We start from the raw sequence: 21,815 nt of genomic DNA on the forward strand, positions 1-21,815 counted from the left end.
CGCCGTCGTCTGCGCGCGCCGCGCGGCGGTGCGGCGCTTGCGGCGCCGCTGTGCGGCGTGGTAGTCGCGTTGAGCTCGGTTGCTCATGCGCTGGCCGTCCTTCCTCTGCTGCCTCTCGGCGGTCGCCCTCGCCGCGCCTCTGGCGCTCGGGCAGCCTGAGGCGCGGCCCGAAGCGCCCGTGGCGCCGCAGATCCTCGAGCACGTGGATCCGGAGTACCCGCCCGAGCGGCTCGCGGAGGGCATCGACACGACGGTCACGCTGTTCGTCACGGTCGAGAAGGACGGCACGGTCAGCGACGCGGTCGTGGCCGAGTCCGGAGGCGCGGCGTTCGATGACGCGGCCATGAAGGCCGTGCGGCGGTGGCGTTTCTCGCCGGCCATGCGCGGCGGCGCGCCGCTGCGGGCGCGGATCCGCGTGCCGTTCCACTTCGCGCCCGGCCCCCACGAGCAGGAGCCCGCGCCCGCGCCGGCCGAGCCCGCGCCGCCCGCGTCCGCGCCGGCGCCGCCGCCGAAGGCCCCGCCGGCGCCGGTGGAGGAGTTCGCCGGCGGCGTCGCCGGCCCCCACGCCGTCGCGGAGCCCGGCAAGCCGATCGAGATCCACGTGCAGGGCCGGCCGAACCCGCCGCGGCGCGCGTCGAGCGACTTCCGGATCGGCCGCGCGGCGCTGTCCGCCGCGCCCCACGCGACCGCCGCCGACCTGCTCCGCACCGCGCCCGGCGTCCACATCGCGCACCCCGAGGGAGACGCGGTCGCGCAGCGCATCTTCCTGCGCGGCTTCGAGGCCGAGCACGGCCAGGACATCGAGCTCCGGGTCGGGCCGATCCCGCTGAACCAGCGCTCGCACGTGCACGGCCAGGGCTACGCCGACCTCGGCGTGATCATCCCGGAGGTGGTGCGGTCGCTGCGCGTCGTCGAGGGCGTCTACGATCCGCAGCAGGGCGACTTCGCGATCGCGGGCAGCGCGTACTTCGACCTCGGCGTCGAGGAGCGCGGGCTCCTGCTGAAGGGCACGCTCGGCTCGTTCGGCACCCGGCGGCTGCTCGCGATCTGGGCGCCCGAGACGCAGTCCGAGGACACGTTCGGGGCCGCCGTGGTGCGCGCGACCGACGGCTTCGGCGACGGCACGCGCGGGGCGGTCTCGGGCGGCGCGGTCGGCCAGTACCGCGTGCCGCTGCCGGACGAGTACTCGGCGCTGCTCCACGTGGCGGCGCACGGCGCCCGCGCGAACCTCGCGGGCGTGCTCCGGCGGGACGACATCGAGGCGGGGCGCGTCGACTTCCACGACGCCTACCCCGACGTCTCGGCGCGCTCGCAGTCGGCCGCGGCGACCCGGCTCCAGCTCGCGCTCCTCGTCGAGCGGGCGGACGACGACGGCTCCCGGAAGAGCGCGTGGCTCTGGACGATGGCGTCCGGGTACCGGAGCCGGATGAACTTCACCGGCTTCATGCAGCGCTCGCGCGAGCGCCCCGCGTGGACCGGCCGCGGCGACCTCTTCGAGCAGTCGAACCACGACGCCGCGCTCGGCGGGGGCTTCACCTACAGCACGCCCGAGGCCCCGGTCACCTCCTGGCTCACAGGCCAGGCCGCGCTCGGCGCCGAGGTGCAGACCGACTGGATCGATCAGGCGCAGAACCTCGTCCACCAACCCCAGAACGAGACGTGGGATCGGCGCATCGACGCCTCGATCCAGCTGACCGGGATCGGCGTGCACGGCGACGTGCTGCTCGAGCCGGCGCGCTGGGCGCGCCTGCGCGGCGGCCTCCGCGCCGATCTGCTCGTGTTCGACGTGGACGACCGCCTCGGCAACTTCATCCCGGCGGCCCAGAAGGAGACGCACATCGTGGGGTTCCGGCGCACGGCGGCGGGCGTGGCCTTCGGCCCGCGGGCGACGCTGGAGGTCGATCCGCTGCCCCGGCTGCGCCTCTCCGCGTCCTACGGCCACGGCTACCGCTCGCCGCAGGCGCTGTGGCTCGAGGACGGGGAGAACGCGCCGTTCACGGCCGTGAGGAGCTACGAGGTCGGCGCGACGTGGCGCCCCGGCGGGGGCCTCAGCGCGACCGCGGCCGCTTACGAGACGCGCCTCTCCGAGGACGTCGAGGCCGACCCGACCGAGGGCGGGAGGATGCGCCTCATCGGGCCGACGACCCGCCGCGGGGTCGTCCTGTACGTTCAGGCGGCGCCGAGCCCCCTGCTGGTCTCGACCGTCAGCGCGACGTTCACCCACGCCACGAAGGACGCGCCGCCCGCGCCGACGCCCGAGGACCCGAGCCCGTCGTACGTCCCGGGGGAGCCGCTGCCGTTCGTGCCGCCCGTGGTGGTGCGCGCGGACCTCTCGCTCCGGCGGGAGCTCGTCGCGATCGCCGGCGCGCCCGTCGAGGGGCGGCTCGGCTACGGCGCGACGTTCCTCTCGCCGCAGCCGCTGCCGAGGGCGCAGCGCGCCGCGCCGGTCTTCGTGATGGACGCGTCCCTCGCCTTCCGGCGGCGCCTTGGCGCGGGGGGCGGCGACGCGCCGTCCCGGCCCTGGATCGAGGTCGGGGTCGAGGCGCAGAACCTGCTCGACGCCGAGTACGCCGACGCCGAGTACTCGTTCGTCTCCAGCTGGCCGACCACGCCGGTCCCGTCGCGGCTGCCGGCGCGGCACATCAGCGCCGGGCCGCCGCTGACGATCCTCGGCAACGTGACGCTCTCCCTATGAACGACCGCCTGGCAGCGCCGAGCGCCCTCCTCCTGCTCCTCGCGGCGCCCGCGATCGGCTGCGCCGACACGAGCCAGCCCGAGGTCTCCTACGACGCGATCGCCGAGGCCGCGCCTCCCGGCGCGATCGCCGCGCGCGCGTGGACGGTCGAGCTCGAGGAGGCGACGGTCGCCTTCGGGCCTGTGTACTTTTGCTCCGCGTCCGGCGGTGCGGCGACGCTCTGCGACGCCGCCGTCGCCGAGATGATCTCGATCGCGCGCGTCGACCTGCTCGATCCCGCCCCCCAGCCGCTCGGCCGGGTCCACGGGTTCGAGGGGCGGATCCAGAGCGCGTCGTTCGATTACGGCGTCCACTGGTTCCTGACCGAGGCGTCGCCCACGCCGGCGCCCGAGGCCCCCGGCGGCCACTCCGCTCGCCTGCGCGGGCGCGCGACGCGGGGCGCGCAGGTGCTCGACTTCGTGGCCGAGGTCGACGCCGTCCCACAGAACCCGGGGCAGAACGCCGTGCCGAGCATCGGGCTCGACGCGCGCGTCGGCGCCGAGCCGGTCCGCCTGGTGGTCCGCTTCGACGTGGCCACGTGGATCGCGCGCGTCGACTTCGACGAGCTGGCCGCGGGCGGCGCGGCCGAGGTCGCGATCGCGCCGGGCTCGCAGGCGCACAACGTGCTGGTCAAGGCCATGACCGCGCAGCGCCTGCCGGAGCTCCGCTGGATCGACGCGGCGGTCGCGCCATGAGGCGCCGTCGCGGCGGCGGCGCCGCCGGCCCGGCGCGGGCGCTCCCCCGCGCCGGCTGGGGCGCCCGCTGGCTCGTGGTGCTCGCGTTGCTCGCGCAGCTGTGCGGCCTCTCGCACGCGCTGCTCGTCCGCCACGCGCGCTGCGAGCACGGCGAGCTCGTGCACGTCGCCGCCGCCGCCGCGCTGCACGAGGCCGCGCGCCGCCCGCCCGGAGCGGAGGTCGCCGAGCGCCGTTCGCCCGGAGCGGAGGTCGCCGAGCGTGCCGCGGAGGGCCACCTCGACGACGACCACTGCGATGTGCTCACCCTGCGCGGCCAGCTCGGCGCGCCCGTGCACCCCGTGGCCGAGGCCACGCTGCTCGAGGTGCTCTGTCCGGCCTCGCTCCGGTCCTCGTCCGAGGTCCGGCCCATCCCGCTGCTGATCCTGGCGCCGAAGAGCTCCCCGCCCGCGGCCTGATCCCCCTCGGCCTCATCACAAGAGACGACGCGGGCGCGGGGCGCGCGACGCAGCGCGGGCCTGTGCTCGCCGGGCGCGCCCGTGCGCGCTCGGTCGGATCACGGCGGATTCTGGACGATTCAGGAGCTCGATCATGCAGAGAATGAGAGAAACAGGGTTCGTGGTGGCGGCCTGCGCGCTCGCGCTCGTCGCCGGGTGCGGCGACGACGGCGCGACGTCGGAGACCGGCACGGTGCAGGTGTTCGTGGAGCCGGAGGACACGATCCCGGAGGGCCTCGAGCCGGGCACGGGAGAGGAGAACATCGCCGACGGCTGGAAGGTCACGTACACGCAGTTCCTCGTGACGGTGGGCAACGTGCGCGCGGGGCGCACGGACGCGGGCGAGACGCTCGTCGACCCCTCGGTGTTCGTCCTCGACCTCAAGAACGCCCCGGCCACGCGGTACGTGATCGCGGAGTTCCAGGACGTGAGCGCGGTGCGCTGGAACCACTTCGGCTTCGACCTCCCGAACGCGCGTGAGGGGGTGAAGACGTTGCCTCCGACCAAGGAGGACGACGTGGCCCTGATGGTGGAGAACGGCTATTCGGTGTTCTTCGAGGGCGTCATCGAGAAGGCGGGCGGCGAGTCGTGCCCGCCGCCCGGGGACACGTGTGTCCCCGCGGAGGAGGTGCGCTTCCGCTGGGGTTTCTCGGCCGGGACGTCGTTCGACGACTGCGCGACCGAGGACGGGATAACGGGCTTCGGCGTGCCGACCAGCGGCACGGTCGCCGTGAAGCCGACCATCCACGGCGATCACTGGTTCTTCGACAACATCACCACCGGCGTGGAGCTGACGAAGCGCTACGCGCAGTACGTCGCCGACTGCGACCTCGACGGAGACGGCGAGACGACGATCGAGGAGCTCAAGCAGGTGAGCGCCACCGACGTGTTCGGCGACGAGTACAACATCACCGTGCCCGGGGACCCGATCGAGACGGCGTACGACTACGTCGTCGCGCAGGCGCGTACGCTCGGCGATTTCCAGGGTGACGGCGAGTGCCCGACGCGCAAGGTGCTGCCGTGATCGGCTGAAAGCGGCGGGCCGCGCCGCCCCACGAGGCTCACGGCGCTATGCCGGGCCGATCTGACAATCGCTCGTACACCCGTCGCCGTCAGCCGTGTTGCCGTCGTCGCATTGCTCCCGCGGCGGCTCCACCACGCCGTCTCCGCACACCGCGCCCGCGCTCCCCGCTGCGCGTCCGCGCCGTCGTTCCCCACCACGCCGGCGTTCGCGCGGAAGCTCGGCGCATCATTGCCCGGCTCACCCTCCCTGCCTTCGCCCGCGATGACCTTGCTCGACACCACGTTCGCCTTGGTCCCTTCGCTCAAGATCATCGCGATCGACGACTTGCCGTCGTTCGCGGATGCATCCGCCCCTCATACGACCAATCATCGCCGTCATCGCAGAGACGTCCGCCCCAGAGGTCGACCGCCGACGGCAGCGTGATCGCCTCCTCCACCTCGAGCAGATCACGCCGCTCCGCTCCGCGTACTCGGTCCACAGCAGCTGCCGCGTCACGCCGGGCCGGCGCAGCGCCATGTGCACCCACGCGAAGTCGACGGGCGCAGAGAATTCCAGGCTACTTGTCGCGAGGTACGATCCGCTCCAGAAGAACGCGCCGCTCTCCGATCTTCAGCTCGACGACTGCGTCCGAGGAGATGCCCAGCTGGTCCATGCTCGCGTGAAGCTCGTTCAAGCAGTCGCCCTTGACGTCGTCGGAGTTGATGAAGGTGTCGAAGTGGATCGGCATCATCCACCTGGCGCCAAGGATTCGGTAGGCGCGAAGCGCTTCGCCCGGATCCATGTGCGTCTTGCGCATGAAATCGCGAGGAGCGATGGGGCAGATGGGGAGGATCGCGAGGTCGATTCGAGGGAACCTCCGGTGTGTCTCCTCGAAGTGGGTCGGGGAGTAAGCAGTATCGCCGCCGAAGTAGATCGTCCATCCGTTGTGTTCGAGCACGAATCCCGTCGCGCAGTCGTCGCACGAGGATTCGTCAAGACCGTATCGCCCGCCCGGATGCAGCAAGGGTACCGCCGTGATCTTCACTGCATCGAGGACGATGGATGACCAGGTGCCGAGGCCACGCTCCTGAAAAGGAAACCTCGGCAGGTAGTCCAGGATCCCAGGAGGCACAAGAAGGGTGCCCGTCCGCTCGCCGAGCGCGTCGAGCGACGAAAACGAGAGGTGGTCGAAGTGCGGGTGCGAAACAAGGGTCGCCGTTAGCTTCGGGACTTCATTCACTGGCATGCCCGGCTCGACGAGGCGCGGAGAGAGCATCCCGACGGTGTGTGAGAATACCGGATCGGTGAGAACATAGCGCTCGCCCATTCGTATGAGGACGGTCGCATGGCCCACCCAGAGCACGGAAACGCCCGCCGCCGATGTTTCGGGCAACGAGCGCACGGGCGCTGGCGATGAGGTGGCCGTCAACGCCGAGAGGTTTCGGGCTGTCGACGTAAAAGGAAAGCCGCAACCAAGCAGGAGGACGGCCGGCAGGGCGTGCAGCGACTTCAAAAGAACCTCAGCGCGAGGGTCACGATCACCTGGCGTCCCGCCAGCTCCGGCGAGAACGTGGCGCGCACTCCGCACGTTCCGAACAACGTCAACAAGGCCACGTCGAACGACGGGCGTACGTGGCCATCGCTCAGAAATGCCGCGGTGCCCACGGACAAGGCCAGCGCCTCGCCTCGCTCGACGAGCGGCACGTTGACGCGCACGCCCAGTCGGCCGACCCAGTCGCTGGTTTCAGGCGGCCCGGGTGCGTATTCGGCCGATCCCACGAGCTCGAGTGAGCCCGTGAACCGAGCCGAAGGCGGGACGAAGAATGCGCGAACGCGCGTCCTCGGCTCGCGAAGCCCGAAGGAGTAGAGAAATGGACTGAGCTCCCACCGAAGGCCTCCGGACACTCTCCCGTCGCCGAAAGTGATCTCAGGACTGGGCACCAATTGCAGCAGCGGCCACAGAATCTCGGAAGCTGGAAGGACGCGCGGGGAAGACGGCTGCGCCGATGGCGTCTCGACCGCGCCGGCCGCTTGAGGATTCAAGATCGAGGCGATCACAAATGCCGCTGCGATCGCGATCGTGGGCTGGCGGACTCGAACCCGAGGGGTGAACACTAGCCCTTTTCCGTCCCGTCGACGATGTCCCCGTACGGCTTGCCGAGCCGTCCGAGCGCCGCGGCGTGCGTCGAGCCGTGTCGGACGAGCTTGTTCGACGCCGTTGCTCGCAATCGCGAAACGCCGACCTCGCGCGAAACCTCGGGCACGTAGCCCAGCTCGCGCTTCGCGAGCGCGTTCGAGAGCTCGAGGCGCTTGCCGATCAGCCGAACGGTCTCGAGGCTGAGAGGCGGTTGCTTGCCGGGTCTGAACAGCGCGAAGACGAGGCCCATCATCCGCGCCAGCAGGGCTCCGAACCAGTACGGGACGGCCCGCGCTTTGGCCGGTTGGCCCGTCGCCTCGATCACGTCCGTGAAGAACTGACGCATGCTCGTCACGTCGTCGTCGGTCACGAAGTAGGCCTTTCCGCCCAGGCCATGGTCCACGGCGCGGGCGACCGCGCTTGCGAGGTTGTCGACGTGGCAAACGCTGTAGGCATACTCGCCGCCACCGATCCACATGAAGCGTCCTTCGTGGAACGCGTGGGCGATGTGCCCGATCGACGGTGCGCCCTCGCCCCAGAGGAACGGAGGGCGGACGGCGACGGTCGACATTTCGCTGCCGTTCGCCTCCAGCACGATCCTCTCCGCGAGGCCCTTGGTCGCGCTGTACGGCATCGACCGGTGATGCACGACGGGGAGCGTCTCGTCGCCGTGGGTAGGGCGGCCCGGCTCGACGACGATGGACGCCGCGCTGACGTAGATGAACCGCCGAGCCTTGGCCTGGCGCGCGCAGGTCAGTACCCTTCGCGTGCCTTCCACGTTCGTCCGTTCGTGGTCGCGATAGCGTACGCCGCTGGTCAGCGATGCGGCGGCGTGCACGACGACGGTCGAACCGCGCATCCCCGCCGCGAGCGACCGCTCGTCGTCGAGATCGCCTGGGACCGGCTCGGCGCCGAGCGATGAAACGGTTCGGGCGCTCTCCTCGCTGCGCGCGAGCGCACGCACGCGGTGCCCCGCGGAGACCATTGCCCGAATGATGGCGGCGCCTACGAAGCCGCTACCTCCAGTGACGAAAATGAGTTCGGCCATCTCTGCACTCTTCCTGCCGGTGTCGGCCGGCGAGAGTTAATATATCACAGCTATACGCAGCGTATATAGCGTCGCTATATTATTTACTGAGAGCGCCTCGGGAGCGTCGCGAAGAGGCTGCCGAGCGCACGTTTCCAACTAGGACGGAATTTGGGGGCGCGTCTATCGTGCGGCGCCCTTGCCGACGATGCGATCGAAGACCGGACATCCGATCCACGATCGCCTGCTCGGACGCGACGGCGCTATGTCGGAGCTGAAAGCCGATGGGGCGCCAGGGTAGCTGTGCTACCCTCCATCGATGGCCGATGTGAAGAATACGCTGCTGGACGTCGCGTACCGCGTGCTCGAAGAGGAGGGAGCGTCCGCGCTCACGACACGGCGGGTCTGCGAGGAAGCGGGCGTCACGATGCCGACCCTCTACCATCACTTCGGCAACCGTGACGGGCTCCTGTCGGCGGTCCATGCCGTCGCGCTCGAGAAGTTCATGGCGAAGAAGCGTGCGCTCGCGCAGACGTCCGATCCCGTCGCGGACCTCCGCGCGAGCTGCGAGCAGGTGCTCGAATTTGTCGTCGCGCATCCAGCAGTTACGGCGGCCGTCATGGCGCGTGCGGTCGAGCTCCCTTCGATGTTCTCGCAGGCGTACGCGCTGATGCGGCACCGCATCGAGCGCTGCGCGAAGAGCGATGCGCTGTGTGTGCCGGTCGAACAGGCCGCGGAGCACGTCTGGGCCGTCATCCAGGGGCTCGCGCTCTCGATCGTCGCGAGCCCGACGGGCACGTCGCCAAGTCGGCAGACAACCCGGGCGGCGCTCGACGCGCTCTTCCGCGAGCTCTTTGGAAAGGCCTAGGGAACCGATCCGTTTGATTTTGCGGTGATCCCGAGCGCTTCGATGGAAGCGCTCGACGGCCTCGCCGGGCCATGATCTCGTCCGCATCCGGAGGTGCACGGGTGGAACGATGGTTACCGCCGGTGGAGCTGGCGCGGCAGGAACAGGCGCTCATGAAGCGGTTGACCCGGGTGCGAGCCCTGTTCGGCTTTCTCCCGGGCCATTCCTCGCCATCCGGCCGTTTGGACGAGCTCAGTAGGGTACAGCTATACCCGCGCGCCTTGCACGAGCTGGTCTATCTTGTCGTCACACAGGACACGTCTTCCGTCGGAGAAGTCAAGTCCTCCACCTTTGACTCCAGCTCTTGAGCCGGATAGTACATCACGAAATTATAACACATCTCATCCTGCGTCCGGTCCCCGAACTCCACGGCACGGTTGCCCGGGTTGTCCCACGCGCAACGCGTCCTCACGGTGTCGCCGCCTCGAAGGATGGTATCGTTGTCGTACCAGATCTGGTTGTCGAAGTTCCACGGATCGGCGAGCCCCAGGTTGCTCGGCTCGCTGCCATCCGTGGGCACCGTGTTGCTCGACAGGTGCTTGCCGAGGGTGTGCATGTGCGGCATGACACCGATCACCGAAATCGCCCCCATATCCTGCGGGAACTGGTAATCGCAGCTCACGTCGAGCGAGCCGTGAGGCGGGATGTTGATGTCTTCTGTGCCGAACATGAAGATGCCGGCGTCGTTGGGGCGGAGCTCCGTCGTCGTGCAGACGTCGAAGCCGGTGCTGTCTTGCTGCCCGTCGAGGCCCTTGATGTTGCTGTAGTGCACCTGGATTGTGAAGTGTGCCGTGCCTTCCAGCGGGAAGCCCGCCTCCAGCGGCAGCTCCGTGGCCTTGCCGCCGGGCGCCCAGACGGCCAGAAGAGGCCCCATGATGTCGCCCCCATCGCACGGCGTGGGCGTCGAGGGAGACGCCTCATCCGCCTTGAAGAGCAGGATATGGTGCACAATGGTGCTGTTGTCGATGCGGGGCGCGACCCCGACGAGGTGTCGTTTCTGGCCGATCTCTACATCGACCCCATAACACATATACTGGTCCTGGACGTCCTTCGGCATGACGTAAGGCGCGGACGGCGCTAGCAGGACATCCGGTGTGCAGCTCAGGGTCGGAGGGTTGAGGGTTCCGCCGTCGCCCGGGTCGACGCACGTGTCTTTACCGGCCGGCATGCCGGCGGCGATCCATTGATCGAAGATCGCGAGCTCCGCGGCGGTCAGGGGCTCGGTTGGGGGCGGAGGCATGGGGCGCGCGGTGTCGCGGGCGCGTGCGGCGACGAGCTCGTAGACCTTCTTGTTGGGATCGCTCACCGCGGGCGCGACCAGATCGCTCCGGTCGACCAGCGGGAACGGCGCGCCGAACTTCGGGGACGCCCCGTGACAGGTCTGGCACTTCGTGGAGAGGATCTTGTCGACGTCGCACGGCAGCGCTTCCGCGTCGCCGTTCTCCGGACCGGAGCCGGATGAGCCGCTGCTGCCCTTCTCGGCGTCGCTGCACGCGACGACCACGAGAGCGGATAGGAAGGACAGCGCCGAGAACAAGTAATGACTACGATTCATGCGAGCTCCTCGGGCAAAAGTGCGACCTGAATCGGCGTTCGAGGGGATCGAGCGCTGATCTGCAGCTTTTCGGAAGGGCGGTCGAAGACCGAGATTCCGAAGAACGCCGTCGAATCGGGTGGAAGAAGCACGCGCGCCGCGAGCTCCCGAGAACAGCGGGAGACTTGGCGCGTGAGAGCACCGGCGACCCAGGTCTACGGACGGGCCGGCGACCTGGCGTCGGTGCTACTTCGGTGAGTGCCCGCTCGCTCCGAGAATGTTCAACGGTGCGCTCACGCGAAAGGTATCGAGGCGCTCGCGCGCCAGGAGGCGCGGTGCCGGCTGGTCAAAGCTCGGCTGCGGACCAGGGTCGCGCGCGGGGATCCATCTACGGGGCGCGCCCGAGCCCGCTACTGAGGCTCAGCGGCGTGCTCGGGCCGAACGCGCCGTGGCGCGCCGCCGTCGTGGTGTACGGCCGCGGAGGGCAGGCTTATCGAAGCGGTCGTCGTCATAGGGCAGCGCCATGGATGGGGGTAGCGCTCATGGGAGTTTCGGGGAGTCAATGAGGGGCAGGGGCATCCCGGTCGGCGGCCAGCAGTGCCGTGACCCGGTCGATCCCCGCACGGACGCCGGCGCCATGGTCGGAGGCCAGGTAGCCGAGGCCGGCGACGTTCAGCGCCAGCGTCAGCCAGAACACGACGCGGAAGGAGCGCTTGCTGGATTTGTGGCGCAGCCACTGCTGCGCATACAGCGCGCCTGGCCAACCGCCGGCCAGCGCCAGCAGGTGCAGGGTCTGCTCCGGCGTGCGCCAGGCGCCGCGCTCGGCGGCGCGCTTGTCCTTGTAATAGACCAGCAGCGTCACCAGGCTGGCGCCGAGGTAGAGCCAGGGCAGCACACGCGGCACCCGCCCCAGGGCGGCCAGCGCTGTCACCAGCGCGAGGAAGGGCAGCGCCACCAGCAGGGCGCGGCTCGCCGGGCCCAGGCTGACGCTGGCGCCGGCCAGTTCGACGTCCTCGGCGCGGACGCGGCCCTGCGCGTCGCGAGCCGCACGGTAGCGGACCGTCGCGCCCACCGCGGGGCGCTGGCCGCGCGGCAGCGACTTGATGTGCACAAAGGCCTCGGGGCCGCCGTCGGCCGGCGCGATAAAGCCAAAGCCCTTGTCGTCCAGCCAGCGGACGATTTTTCCGGTGTTGCGCATGGGGTCTCCTCGAAGTACGGGCGCCGGGTCGGCTCGGTGCGACGGGGCCGTCAGCGGCCCCACCGGGGTCACCGGATGGGGCCGTGATCCGTGCACCATCCTAACGCGGCCAGCGGGGGCGGCGGCACATCAAGCGGAAGCACGTCGCGGTGATCCCAGGCGTTTCAGGCGTGGAAGACCTGCCTCGTCGCATAAGGCCCGTTCTGTCAATGAGCTCGTACCATCGGACTGCACGAGTCAGGAACGGCTCCGAGAATCTTGGCTTTGCGGAACGCGTTTGCCTGTCCTATCCGCCCCGAGCTCCATCTGCTTGGCGCATCCGCGCCAACCCACGACGTCGATACCCTTCGACATGGGCCGACGGCCTTGGAACGCGCGTTCCACGTCAAGGCCGATCACGCCGCGCCAGACGTGCGAGCCTTAACGGCCGGCCCGCGGGGGGCCCAGCGCAGAAGAATTCAGCGCCGCAATTCATCGAGGAAACGGGCGGCCACCGCGGCCGGCGAGCCCTTCTTCTCGTCCACGGCCGCGTTCATCTGGCGCATCTTCTCCGCGTCGATCGTCCCCGACAGCCCGCGCAGCGCCTCCAGCACCTCCGGGCGGGTGCGCGCGAGCCGATCGCTCACCAGCACGAGCGCGTCGTACGGCGGGATGGCCCGGCGATCGTCCTCCAGCAGCACCAGATCATCGGCGATGATCCGCCCGTCGGTAGAGAAGGCGGTGATCACGTCCACCTGCTCCGCCCGCAGCGCCTCGTAGAGCAGCGATGGATCCATGCTCCGCGCCTCGCGGAACGCGAGGCCGTACACGCGCTCGATGGCGCGCCACTCCGGCCGCTGGAAGATCTCGTAGTCGCCCCCCACCCGCAGCGACCGCGCGCGCGCCCCGAGATCGCCGATGCGCCGGATCCCCAGCCGCTCGGCCTCGGGCCGCCGCATGGCGAGCGCGTAGGTGTTCTCGAACCCGAGCGCGGCGGCCACGTGGACGTTGTACCGATCGAGCAGCTCCCTCTCCACCGTGGCCAGCACCGACGCGCGGTCCGCGCTCTCCGTGCTCCGTCTCAGGACGTTCGCCCAGAGGGTGCCCGAGTAGTCGACGTAGACGTCGATCTCGCCGTTCTTCAGCGCGTCGAACACCACCGTCGATCCGAGCGATCCCAGCGTCCGCGCCGGCACGCCGGCGACGCGCTCGATCCTCCCGGCGACGATGCCGGCGAGGATGTACTGCTCGGTGAAGGTCTTGGCGCCGACGGTGATGGACACCCGATCGCGCGCGAGGAGGGCGCGCACGACCGGGGTGGCCGCGAAGACCGCGAGCCCGGCGAAGCCGCCGAGACACAGCAGCACGAGGCGCCGGCTGTGGCGCGTGACGCCGGCGAGCAGGCCACGCACCAGGCCGTCCAGCATCAGCGCGAGCCCGGCCGAGGCCACACAGCCGATCAGCACGGCCGTGGTGTTGCGCGTCTGCAGCCCGCTGAAGATGTAGTCACCAAGGCTCGGCGCCCCGACCGGCGTGGAGAGCGTGGCGGTGCCCACCGTCAGCACCGCCGCCGTGCGCACGCCGGCCACGATCACCGGGAGCGCCAGCGGCAGCTCGACGCGGCGGAGCTGCTCGCAGGGCGTCATCCCCACGCCGCGCGCGGCCTCGATCACCGCCGGATCGAGGCCCGAGAGGCCGGCCGCCGTGTTCCTGAGGACCGGCAAGAGGCTGTAGAGGAAGAGGCCGATCAGCGCCGGCAGGTAACCGATGCTGCGCGCGCCCAGGGCCGCGAGCACGGGCACCATGAAGGCCAGGAGCGCCAGGCTCGGGATGGTCTGGACGACGCTCGCCACGCCCAGCACCGGCCCCTCCAGGCGGCGCGATCGCGTGACCAGCACGCCCAGCGGGACGCTCACGGCCACGCCCAGCGCCAGGGCGACCAGCGTGAGCCCGAGGTGGGCGGCGAGGTAGCGCGGGAGGAGGGCGAGCTGCTCCTTCACGAAGCGTCGCCTCCCGCGATCGTTCGCGCGGGCGCGCCCGCGATCAGCGACTCGACGGCGCGCGCCTGCTCGAGCGGGCCGCGCACCAGATCGGCCACGTAGTCGTCGGCCGGCGCGCGCACCAGCTCGCGGCCGGGCGCGAGCTGCAGGAGGCGCCCGCCGCGCATGACGCCCACGCGATCGCCGAGGAGCAGCGCCTCGACGACGTCGTGCGTGACGAAGATCGCCGAGAACCCCAGGCTCCGGCGCACCCGCGCGAACGATCGCTGGAGGCGCTCGCGCGTGATCGGATCGAGCGCGCCGAACGGCTCGTCGAGCAGCAGCACGCCCGGCTCGGCCGCCAGCGCCCGCGCCACGGCCACGCGCTGCGCCTGGCCGCCGGAGAGCGCGTCCGGCCGCCGATCGCGGACCTCGGCTGGATCCAGCTCGACGAGCTCCAGCAGCGTGTCCACCCGACCACGGATGCGCCTCGCGTCCCAGCCGAGGAGCGCCGGCGTGATGCCCACGTTCTCGGCGACCGTCAGGTGCGGGAAGAGCCCGAGCCGCTGGAACACGTAGCCGATGCGGCGCCGGAGCGCGTGCGGCGGCACGGTGGTCACGTCCTCGCCCTCGACGCGGATGCGACCCGAGCTCGGCTCGATGAGCCGGTTCGTCATCTTCAGCGTCGTGGTCTTCCCCGATCCCGACCCGCCCAGCAGGACCACCAGCTCGCCCGGCGCGACGCGCAGCGAGACGCTGTCGACAGCGGCGATTCCATCGTAGCGCTTGGTCACCTGCTCGAGCTCGATCATCGCCGCCGAGAGCGTGGCTCTTCGCGTACGACCCGGAAGCTCGAAAAGACATAGGGATAGTCCCGGCGATACCAGTTGCGGAAGCTCGGCCGGAGGAACCCCTCGTCGGTCGCCCACGAGGCGCCGAAGACGACGTCGTGCTCCCCGTCGAAGAAATCCGCCGAGTACCCGGGGTACGTGCGGGCGTACGCGACGAAGCCGGGCAAGGGCGCGAAGGGCGTGGACGTCCACTCCCAGCCATTGCCCACCAGCTCCTCGACGCCGAACGCGCTGGCGCCGTCCGGGTGGCTGCCCGTCGGCACCGGCGACCATCCGCGAAAGCCGAACTGGCCATGACGCGGCTCGCCCGGCGCGTGCCCCCACGGACGCGCGCGCACACCGCCGCTCGGCTCGCCGAACGCGGCGCGGCGCAGCTCGGCCTCGGTCGCCAGGCGCCCACCGCGCCAGGCTGCATAGGCGCGCGCCTGCTCGCCCGAGACCTGCGCCGGCCAGCCCGACGCGACCTCGAAGGAGACCGGCCCGAAGATCGTCTTCACCGCCAGCCCGCCTCCGCGGCGCACGAACGTACGGGGCGTGAGCGCGGCCCGCGCGCCGTCTTCCATCGCCTCGAGGAAGGCCAGGTAATCACTGTTCCGCACCGGCAGCGAGTCGATGGTGAAGCCCGGGACATCGATCTCCGCGCGCCCGAACTCGTTGTCCCAGCCGAACGGGATCGCCTCGAAGTCCGCGCCGATCACCACGCGGCCCGCCGGGACGTGCCGGGGCTCGGCCGCGCGCCCCCCGCCGCCCACGAACGCGGGCGCGCCGTCGGGGCGCCGCGCGGCGCCGTGCTCCTGGAGCATGTACATCAGGGTCTCGTGGTGCATCCGCTCGTGCTCGATCACGAGCTGGAGGATCCGCCCCCGCGCGCCGAGCACGTCCTCGGCGCGCGCCAGCACGTCGGGGATGCGCGCCAGCACGGCGCGGCGGACCTCGTCGCGGTACGCGATCACCTCGGCGATCGCCGGCCACGCGTCCCTCGACGCGGCGCGGGCGCCGTCCTCGTCGGTCGGATCGATCCCGCGCTCGAACAGCACCTCGAAATCGCTCCGCATGGGCCCGAGCCCGAGGACGCCTCGGCCGATCTGGTTCCACGCGAAGGCCGGGAGGTGCCCCAGGTAGAACGAGAAGGGGTGTCGCAGCGCGATGGGCCGACGCCCCATCGACGCCTCCGGGACGAGCGCGAACAGATCGTCGCTGCGGCGCCACGCGGCGGCGAGGAGCGCCTCGAACGAGGCCTCCGTCACGCGTCGTTCCGCCGGAGCAGGGCCAGCGCGAAGAGCTGGTCGGGATCGGTGTGCCACGAAGACATCACGAGCCCTCCGGCCCGGGCCGAGGCCTCGAGCGAGTCGCGCGTGAACTTGCAGCTCACCTCGGTGCGGATCTCGGCGCCGCGCTCGAGATCGAGCCCCAGATCGAGCGCCGGGATCTGCACGCGCATCCGCCGCGTGGCCACGAGGCGCATCTCGATCCACGCCCGCGCCGCGTCGTAGAAGGCGCGGTGCGCGAACGCGTCGGGCACGAAATTCGCCCCGAAGCGCCGGTTGATCACGCGGAGCGCGTTGCGGTTGAAGGCCGCCGTCACGCCCTCCGGATCGTCGTACGCGGCCTCCAGCCGGGCCGTGTCCTTGACCAGATCGGCGCCGACGAGGAGCGCGTCCGACGGCTCCATGAGGCGCGCGATCTCACGGAAGAAGGCGCGCCGCTCGTCGGGGTAGAGGTTGCCGATGGTGCCCGCAAGGAAGACCACGAGGCGCCCCCCGCCCCGGCCGAGCCGCGGCAGGTCGGTGGTGAAATCACCGATCACGCCGCGGAACGTGTACTCCGGGTAGTCGGCGCGGAGGCGGCTGATCGACGTCTCCAGGAAGAGCCCGTTCACGTCCAGCATCGTGCACGTCTCGCCGCCGCCCACCGACCGCCAGGCGTCGAGCAGGATGCGGATCTTGCGGCCCGCGCCGCTGCCCAGCTCGACGAGGCGCCGCGGCCGGACGGCGCGCAGGATGTCTCCGGCGCGCTGCTCGAGGATGCCGACTTCCGTGCGCGTCGGGTAGTAGACCCCGAGGTGGGTGATCTGCTCGAACAGCTCGCTCCCGAGATCGTCGTAGAAGTAGACGGGCGGGATCTCGGGCAGCGATCGTGTGAGGCTCTCGCGCAACCGAGCGCGCTCATCGGGTGAAGGGTACGCGTCCTCCGCGAATGTGGAGCTCAACAGGACCTCCTTGAGAAAGCGCTGGGCAGCGCGTCCATTGGGAGGAGAGCGGCGGACGTCAAGCATGGATCCCCGGCCCGGGGTGGCCGAGCGCCCCCTGCGTCGCCCTTCGCGGCCGGCAGGGATGCGAGCGGCGACTTGCCGATCACACCTCGACGGCGCCGGGCTCGACGCTGAAGCCCGCCCCCGGCCGATTCCACGCGTTGATGAGGGAGGTCGCCATGGTCAGATCCACGAGCTCCTTGTCGTTGAAGACCGCCCGCACCTCCGCGAAGACATCATCCGGCGCGTGCGTCTCCGACAGGCGGGGGAGGGACTCCGTCCAGGCGAGGGCGGCGCGCTCGCGCGCGGAGTACAAGGGCGCTTCCCGGAACGCGGGGGTGCACGCGAGCCGCTGGGTCGTCTCTCCGTCCTTGACTGGCGAGCTCCGGCAGCAGCTCCTCCGCCGCCGGCGTCGGCGCCATGCCGTGACCGTCGCGGACGAGCAGCGGATCGCCGAGGAGCTCGCGCGCCCTGGCGAGCGCGTTCGAGACCGCCGACTGCGTGACGCCGAGCCGCCGCGCCGCGCGCGTCGCGCTGCGCTCCTCGAGCGTGACCGCGAGGACGTGGAGCAGGTTGAGGTCGATGCTCGATAGATTCACCACGATGATGACATCTATCACGAACCATCACTGGATGTGGCACACCGCGCCTGCCTAGATACGGCCATGCCCAACCGAGAGAGAGGCCGGATTCCCCCTCAAATCACCCTTCTCTACCTCGCCGCCGCGGGCCTCGCCGCCGCAGGCTGCGAGGATTTCCGCCATTGCGACGCGCCCGCTCCTGCGCGTCAGTCCGCGTTGCCGGCCGCGCTGTCGCAGACCGGCCTGTACGCCGACATCACCGCCGGCGCGGTGGCGAGCGACGTGGTGGCCTACGAGCCCGGATTCGAGCTCTGGAGCGACGGCGCGGAGAAGCGCCGGTTCATCCGGCTGCCGCCCGGCGCGCAGATCGACACCGGCGATCAGGACGCATGGCAGTTCCCCGAGGGGACCCATCTCTGGAAGGAGTTCCGCAGGGACGGCGTGCTCGTCGAGACCCGCGTGCTCGCCAAGGTGGGCTCCGCCCCCGGGGACTGGGCCGCGCTCGCCTACGTCTGGAACGCGGACGGCACCGACGCGCTCGCGACGCCCGGAGGCGCCGTGGACGCGCGCGGGACATCGCACGACGTGCCCGCGGCGGCCGACTGCATGGGCTGCCACGGCGGGACGGAGGGCCGCGTGCTCGGGTTCTCCGCGATCCAGCTCGCCGCGAGCGCCGGCGAGGTCGACCTCGACGAGGTCGTCGCCCGCGGGATGCTCTCGGATGCTCCGCCCGCGCCCGTCGAGCTGCCCGGCGACGCCGCGGCGCGCGCCGCCCTCGGGTGGCTGCACGCGAACTGCAGCCATTGCCACAACAAGCGCCGCCCGGAGAGCGACGGCGCGCGCTGCTACGACCCGGAGCGCAGCTTCGACTTCACGCTCCGGGTCGGCGACCTCGCCTCCGTCGAGGCGACGGCCACGTACCGCACCGCCGTGGGCACGGTGATCAACCCGGGCGATCCCGAGGAGAGCGACGTGGTGGAGCGCGCCCGGCGGCGCGATCCCGACTGGCCCTCGATGCCGCCCCTCGGGACCGAGGTGGTCGACGAGGCAGGGCTCGCGGCGCTGCGCTCCTGGATCCGCCGCCTCTAGTACTACAGCTGCACGTAGGTGAGCGCCGAACGAGCTGGGCTCCACCCGTGTGCGGACAGGCCAAGCTCCCGCTCGTGGATGGCGCGCACCTTCTCCAGCACCCTCGGCCCCCGCTCCCGGAACGGGAGATCCCTCGCGCGGTCCTTCCTCAAGTAGATGCCCGAGAGAAGCGGTTGGGTTTCGTACCTACGAACACGCGGAGATTGCCCTCTACCACACGCTCGGGAACCTGCCGGAGCCCGAATGGCTCACCCACAAGTTCTACTGATTCTACTGAGGAAGCAGAACAACTAGTCTTTGATGCCGACGCACGAGCCGTCGACGCACGCGGCGCGCCCCGTCATATATTGCTCGCTGCTGCAGTGGAACTCCGCCGGGAGACAGTCCGCGCAGGTCTCCTCGGCCGCTAGGCGCAGCGTCTCGTGGGTCATGCCGATGGCGTTGCCGGCGATGGGGACCGGACATTCGGGGCTACAGCGCGTCCACAGCTGCGTGAACGAACAATCCAGGTCCGTCTTGCAGGCGCGCGCCAGCGCGAGCGTCGCGGCTCGCTCGGGCTCGAAGGCTTCACGCTGCTCGAAGCAAGCTGCAGACTGCGTGATGCACTCGGCGCAGCACCCGGCACCGGTGTAGGCCAGCTCCTGCCCTTCCGGACAGGCGCTGGGACACACGACGTCGGCGCACGGGTCGACCGGCAACGGCGGCGGCTCGCCTTGCGATGGCGGCTCGACGCACACCGGACAGCAAGCACCGGCCGCCGAGCGCGGCTCTTGGCCGTCCGGGCACGCGAGCGGGGCGCATTGGCGCACGTCGCACTGGTCGCTGACGGGCGACAGCTCGGCTTCGCACACCGGGGTCCAGTACGGACTGCCACCGGCGCGGCGGACACCGCAGCTCAGTTTGTACGTGTCCTCGGCGTCCGCCTGCTTTTCCGCAGTGCATCTGCGCTCGACGCCGCCTGCCTCGTCGACCTGCAGGCTGAACCCCGAGCTCAAGCCATCGCTGCTGTGCCCCGAGCGAGGAAAGCCCGTCTGGTCCCCGCTCACGCTGACCGAGCACGACGCATCCCCCAGCTTGATGGTGACGACGCCAGCAGGACCACAATCGCCGGTCACGTTGACGGTGATGCTCTCGGCGTCGTTCAGACCGCACGTCGGAATGTCCCCGCCATGCGCCACCAGCGAGGCGCCCGTCGCGATCAGCGCCACCAGCTCGAGCTTCTGAGCTACCCACCTCTTCATCGCTTTCTCCCCTGATTGTTCGACCACCAGCACGCGAGCAGCACCATCGGCAACGCCAGCAGGTCGGTCGGATCCACGCGGTTGGCTGGTGACCGCAGCGCCACGAGCGAGCCGAGCGCGGCGCAAAAGCCGTCGAGCACGGCCGACGCCGCTGCGCTCGTCTTCACCAGCGTGAATACCAGCGCCGTCGTGACGGCCCCGAGCGCCACCCGCCGCGCTCGCGACCAGCACGTGACGTGAGCGAGCAGCGCCGCCACGAACAGCGGCAAGAAGAAGCAGGCGGCAAAGTCGCTGAGCTTGCCAGCGAGCACGACCGGCGCCCGCCCCTTGAGCCAGAAGTTGTTGAACGTGAACAGCGCGACGGCCGCCAGCGGCGCCCACGCCAAGAACTCGGGCGCGCGCCGCCCTTCCTGAAGGGTCCCTTCCATTTCGACCTCGGTTCCCGCCCTGGCAAGCTTCGCTCGCAAGCCTGGCAAGCTTCGGACCAGCAGATTTTTCGCGAGTTTTTCGGTGTGCGGCATCCGATAGGACCTGACAGTCACGCCCTACCTGCGTGAACTCGCCACCGGCGACGTGCGCCTGCGGCCGATCCGACCGTCACCGGGGGAGAGGGGCCATGCGCGTCATCCATCCGCCGGGGTGAGCCCGTCCGTGCGTCCTCGCGGCGTCGCGCTACTTCCTCTTCGCGTCGTCGACGTAGGGAGCGGGCACCCAGCGGTAGGACGCTCCGTCTCTCCGGACGTGGCCCAGCCCGGGAAACGGGGCGTGGGTATGCGCGACGAGGTAGCCCTTGTCGGCCGCTTCGTCGACGAGGATCGTCCTGCCGTTGCTGTGGATCAGGAAGGTGTTGAAGGACACGTCGATCGGCGGGGAGGGTGAGAGCGCCTCCGAGCAGCAGGAGTGAGGCGGCGATGGACGCGATTGTCGAACTTGACACAGTGTAAACTATGCCCCATGTTGACACCATGTCAAGCAAGGACGGGGAAACCCGCGCTGTGATCCTCGAGGCCGCGCGCCGGCTGGTGACCGAGCCGGGGCGTCGCGGCGTCTCGATGGCGGAGATCGCGTCGGCGGCCGGGGTGTCGCGCCAGGCGGTCTATCTGCACTTCGAGACCAGGACCCAGCTCCTGGTCGCGCTGGTGCGTCACGTCGACGAGGTGCACGGGTTCGCCGACCTGGTCCGAAAGTGCGAGCGCGCCTCCGACGCGCGCGCGATCCTCTCCGAGTTCATCGGCGCGTGGGCGGGCTACGTCGCCCACATCACCGACGTGGCGCGGGCCATGCGGGCGGCGCGGGCCACGGACGAGGACGCGGAGCTCGCGTGGCGCGACCGCATGCGCGGTTTCACGGGCGTCTGCGCGGGCTTCGTGGCGCGGCTTCAGGCCGAAGGCGCGCTGGCCGAGGAATGGTCGGCGTCGGATGCGGCGGACTTCCTGGCCACCCTCCTGTCGATCGGGAACTGGCAGGAGCTCATCGAGGAGCGGAGCTGGTCCCGGCCGCGCTACGTCCGCGCGATGCGTCGGATCGTGGAGCAGAGCCTGCTCAGGCCGATGGAGACCAAGACGGCACCGAGGAGGCGCTCGTGAGCCGCGCGGAGCCGGAGCTCTTGGCGCAGGGCTCGGTGGAGATCGGCCGGCCCCTGCACGAAACGTTCGCGTACGTGTCCAACATGGAGAACTTCCCGGCTTGGTTCCCGGGCGTCGCAGCCATGCGCGAGCTCGACACGCTGGAGCACGGGCAGGTCGGCAAGCGCTACCAGGAGACCGTGCGCATGCCCTTCGGGCGCACCGGCACGATCGACATCGAGGTGAAGGACGCGCGGGTCGGAGAGCGTCTGGTGACCGAAGGTGAGAGCTTCCTCTTGCCCCGCATGAGCGTGGACTTCGCGGCGCTCTCCGACGACGGGACGCGCGTCGCGTGGCGCATGGTCAGCCGCAATCAGCGGTGGTGGTTTCGCTGGCTCGTGCTCCCGCTCCTGCGCCGCGTGATGCGCGGCCGAGCGCGCGACGGACTGCGCAAGCTCCGCGAGAACCTGGAGCGCGAGCGGTCGTGAAGGGTGCCGGCGTTCGAGCGCACCTCGGCGCAGCCCTGCGCGCCGAGGCCTTTGCCGCGCCG

The 21,815-nt window shown here is 70.6% G+C and carries 22 protein-coding genes; 8 read left to right on the forward strand and 14 right to left on the reverse strand.

What is annotated here, in order from left to right:
* The first annotated feature begins 85 nt into the window (after positions 1-85).
* From WME95_RS38615 to WME95_RS38630, 4 genes are all read left to right on the forward strand, one after another.
* Positions 86-2,695, forward strand: a complete 2,610-nt coding sequence (locus tag WME95_RS38615; RefSeq protein WP_437904310.1) for a TonB family protein — start codon at positions 86-88, stop codon at positions 2,693-2,695.
* Entirely contained in the window at positions 2,692-3,429 is a 738-nt protein-coding gene (locus WME95_RS38620) for a hypothetical protein (RefSeq protein ID WP_437904311.1), read from the forward strand. Before WME95_RS38615 ends, WME95_RS38620 begins: the two co-directional genes overlap by 4 nt.
* Positions 3,426-3,884 (forward strand): hypothetical protein, encoded by a 459-nt coding sequence (locus WME95_RS38625; protein ID WP_437904312.1) that lies wholly within the window; start codon positions 3,426-3,428, stop codon positions 3,882-3,884. The genes WME95_RS38620 and WME95_RS38625 overlap by 4 nt, the downstream gene beginning before the upstream one ends.
* Before the next feature lie 133 nt (positions 3,885-4,017).
* Positions 4,018-4,947, forward strand: coding sequence for a hypothetical protein (locus WME95_RS38630; RefSeq protein ID WP_437904313.1), 930 nt, complete (start codon positions 4,018-4,020; stop codon positions 4,945-4,947).
* Between the two features lie 45 nt (positions 4,948-4,992).
* Here the strand turns inward: WME95_RS38630 and WME95_RS38635 are convergent, their stop codons facing one another.
* The 4 genes from WME95_RS38635 to WME95_RS38650 all read right to left on the reverse strand — a co-directional run bounded on the left by WME95_RS38635 (position 4,993) and on the right by WME95_RS38650 (position 8,111).
* The gene (locus WME95_RS38635; protein WP_437904315.1) at positions 4,993-5,097 is read right to left on the reverse strand and encodes a DUF4215 domain-containing protein; all 105 of its coding nucleotides are present in this window, start codon (positions 5,095-5,097) and stop codon (positions 4,993-4,995) included.
* Positions 5,098-5,503: 406 nt separating this feature from the next.
* Positions 5,504-6,439: an MBL fold metallo-hydrolase gene (locus WME95_RS38640; protein WP_437904316.1), complete on the reverse strand. Its 936-nt coding sequence runs from the start codon at positions 6,437-6,439 to the stop codon at positions 5,504-5,506.
* Complete coding sequence (locus tag WME95_RS38645; protein WP_437904317.1) at positions 6,436-6,984, reverse strand: hypothetical protein; 549 nt, start codon at positions 6,982-6,984, stop codon at positions 6,436-6,438. Before WME95_RS38645 ends, WME95_RS38640 begins: the two co-directional genes overlap by 4 nt.
* A 56-nt stretch (positions 6,985-7,040) precedes the next feature.
* The gene (locus WME95_RS38650) at positions 7,041-8,111 is read right to left on the reverse strand and encodes an NAD-dependent epimerase/dehydratase family protein (protein WP_437904318.1); all 1,071 of its coding nucleotides are present in this window, start codon (positions 8,109-8,111) and stop codon (positions 7,041-7,043) included.
* Between the two features lie 298 nt (positions 8,112-8,409).
* On the opposite strand from WME95_RS38650, the gene WME95_RS38655 reads away from it, so the two are divergent.
* Positions 8,410-8,958, forward strand: a complete 549-nt coding sequence (locus WME95_RS38655) for a TetR/AcrR family transcriptional regulator (protein WP_437904319.1) — start codon at positions 8,410-8,412, stop codon at positions 8,956-8,958.
* 274 nt (positions 8,959-9,232) lie between these two features.
* Here the strand turns inward: WME95_RS38655 and WME95_RS38660 are convergent, their stop codons facing one another.
* The 7 genes from WME95_RS38660 to WME95_RS38690 all read right to left on the reverse strand — a co-directional run bounded on the left by WME95_RS38660 (position 9,233) and on the right by WME95_RS38690 (position 17,409).
* Entirely contained in the window at positions 9,233-10,552 is a 1,320-nt protein-coding gene (locus WME95_RS38660) for a peptidylglycine alpha-amidating monooxygenase (RefSeq protein WP_437904320.1), read from the reverse strand.
* A 538-nt stretch (positions 10,553-11,090) separates the two neighbouring features.
* Positions 11,091-11,729 carry a DUF1294 domain-containing protein gene (locus tag WME95_RS38665; protein ID WP_437904321.1) on the reverse strand — a complete coding sequence of 213 codons (639 nt, stop codon included), beginning with the start codon at positions 11,727-11,729 and terminating at the stop codon, positions 11,091-11,093.
* A 458-nt stretch (positions 11,730-12,187) separates the two neighbouring features.
* Positions 12,188-13,708 carry a glycine betaine ABC transporter substrate-binding protein gene (locus WME95_RS38670; protein WP_437904323.1) on the reverse strand — a complete coding sequence of 507 codons (1,521 nt, stop codon included), beginning with the start codon at positions 13,706-13,708 and terminating at the stop codon, positions 12,188-12,190.
* Complete coding sequence (locus tag WME95_RS38675; protein ID WP_437904324.1) at positions 13,705-14,499, reverse strand: ATP-binding cassette domain-containing protein; 795 nt, start codon at positions 14,497-14,499, stop codon at positions 13,705-13,707. The genes WME95_RS38670 and WME95_RS38675 overlap by 4 nt, the downstream gene beginning before the upstream one ends.
* Positions 14,496-15,785 (reverse strand): SUMF1/EgtB/PvdO family nonheme iron enzyme, encoded by a 1,290-nt coding sequence (locus WME95_RS38680; protein ID WP_437904325.1) that lies wholly within the window; start codon positions 15,783-15,785, stop codon positions 14,496-14,498. Before WME95_RS38680 ends, WME95_RS38675 begins: the two co-directional genes overlap by 4 nt.
* On the reverse strand, positions 15,782-16,747 hold the full coding sequence (egtD, locus tag WME95_RS38685; RefSeq protein ID WP_437904326.1) for an L-histidine N(alpha)-methyltransferase: 966 nt from the start codon (positions 16,745-16,747) through the stop codon (positions 15,782-15,784). The genes WME95_RS38680 and egtD overlap by 4 nt, the downstream gene beginning before the upstream one ends.
* A 278-nt stretch (positions 16,748-17,025) precedes the next feature.
* Complete coding sequence (locus tag WME95_RS38690; protein WP_437904328.1) at positions 17,026-17,409, reverse strand: helix-turn-helix domain-containing protein; 384 nt, start codon at positions 17,407-17,409, stop codon at positions 17,026-17,028.
* A gap of 45 nt (positions 17,410-17,454) precedes the next feature.
* Between WME95_RS38690 and WME95_RS38695 the strand changes: the two genes are divergently transcribed.
* Complete coding sequence (locus WME95_RS38695; protein WP_437904329.1) at positions 17,455-18,459, forward strand: hypothetical protein; 1,005 nt, start codon at positions 17,455-17,457, stop codon at positions 18,457-18,459.
* A gap of 290 nt (positions 18,460-18,749) precedes the next feature.
* Here WME95_RS38695 and WME95_RS38700 read toward each other — a convergent pair whose 3' ends face one another.
* From WME95_RS38700 to WME95_RS38710, 3 genes are all read right to left on the reverse strand, one after another.
* Positions 18,750-19,700 carry a hypothetical protein gene (locus WME95_RS38700; protein ID WP_437904331.1) on the reverse strand — a complete coding sequence of 317 codons (951 nt, stop codon included), beginning with the start codon at positions 19,698-19,700 and terminating at the stop codon, positions 18,750-18,752.
* The gene (locus WME95_RS38705; RefSeq protein WP_437904333.1) at positions 19,697-20,221 is read right to left on the reverse strand and encodes a hypothetical protein; all 525 of its coding nucleotides are present in this window, start codon (positions 20,219-20,221) and stop codon (positions 19,697-19,699) included. Before WME95_RS38705 ends, WME95_RS38700 begins: the two co-directional genes overlap by 4 nt.
* A gap of 151 nt (positions 20,222-20,372) precedes the next feature.
* Positions 20,373-20,558, reverse strand: a complete 186-nt coding sequence (locus WME95_RS38710) for a hypothetical protein (protein WP_437904334.1) — start codon at positions 20,556-20,558, stop codon at positions 20,373-20,375.
* 107 nt (positions 20,559-20,665) lie between these two features.
* On the opposite strand from WME95_RS38710, the gene WME95_RS38715 reads away from it, so the two are divergent.
* Positions 20,666-21,286: a TetR/AcrR family transcriptional regulator gene (locus WME95_RS38715; protein ID WP_437904335.1), complete on the forward strand. Its 621-nt coding sequence runs from the start codon at positions 20,666-20,668 to the stop codon at positions 21,284-21,286.
* Positions 21,283-21,753, forward strand: a complete 471-nt coding sequence (locus WME95_RS38720; RefSeq protein WP_437904336.1) for an SRPBCC family protein — start codon at positions 21,283-21,285, stop codon at positions 21,751-21,753. Before WME95_RS38715 ends, WME95_RS38720 begins: the two co-directional genes overlap by 4 nt.
* Positions 21,754-21,815 lie beyond the last annotated feature (62 nt).

Origin of the sequence: Sorangium sp. So ce327 (assembly GCF_051530205.1) — a bacterium.
Lineage (GTDB): Bacteria > Myxococcota_A > Polyangia > Polyangiales > Polyangiaceae > Sorangium > Sorangium cellulosum_B.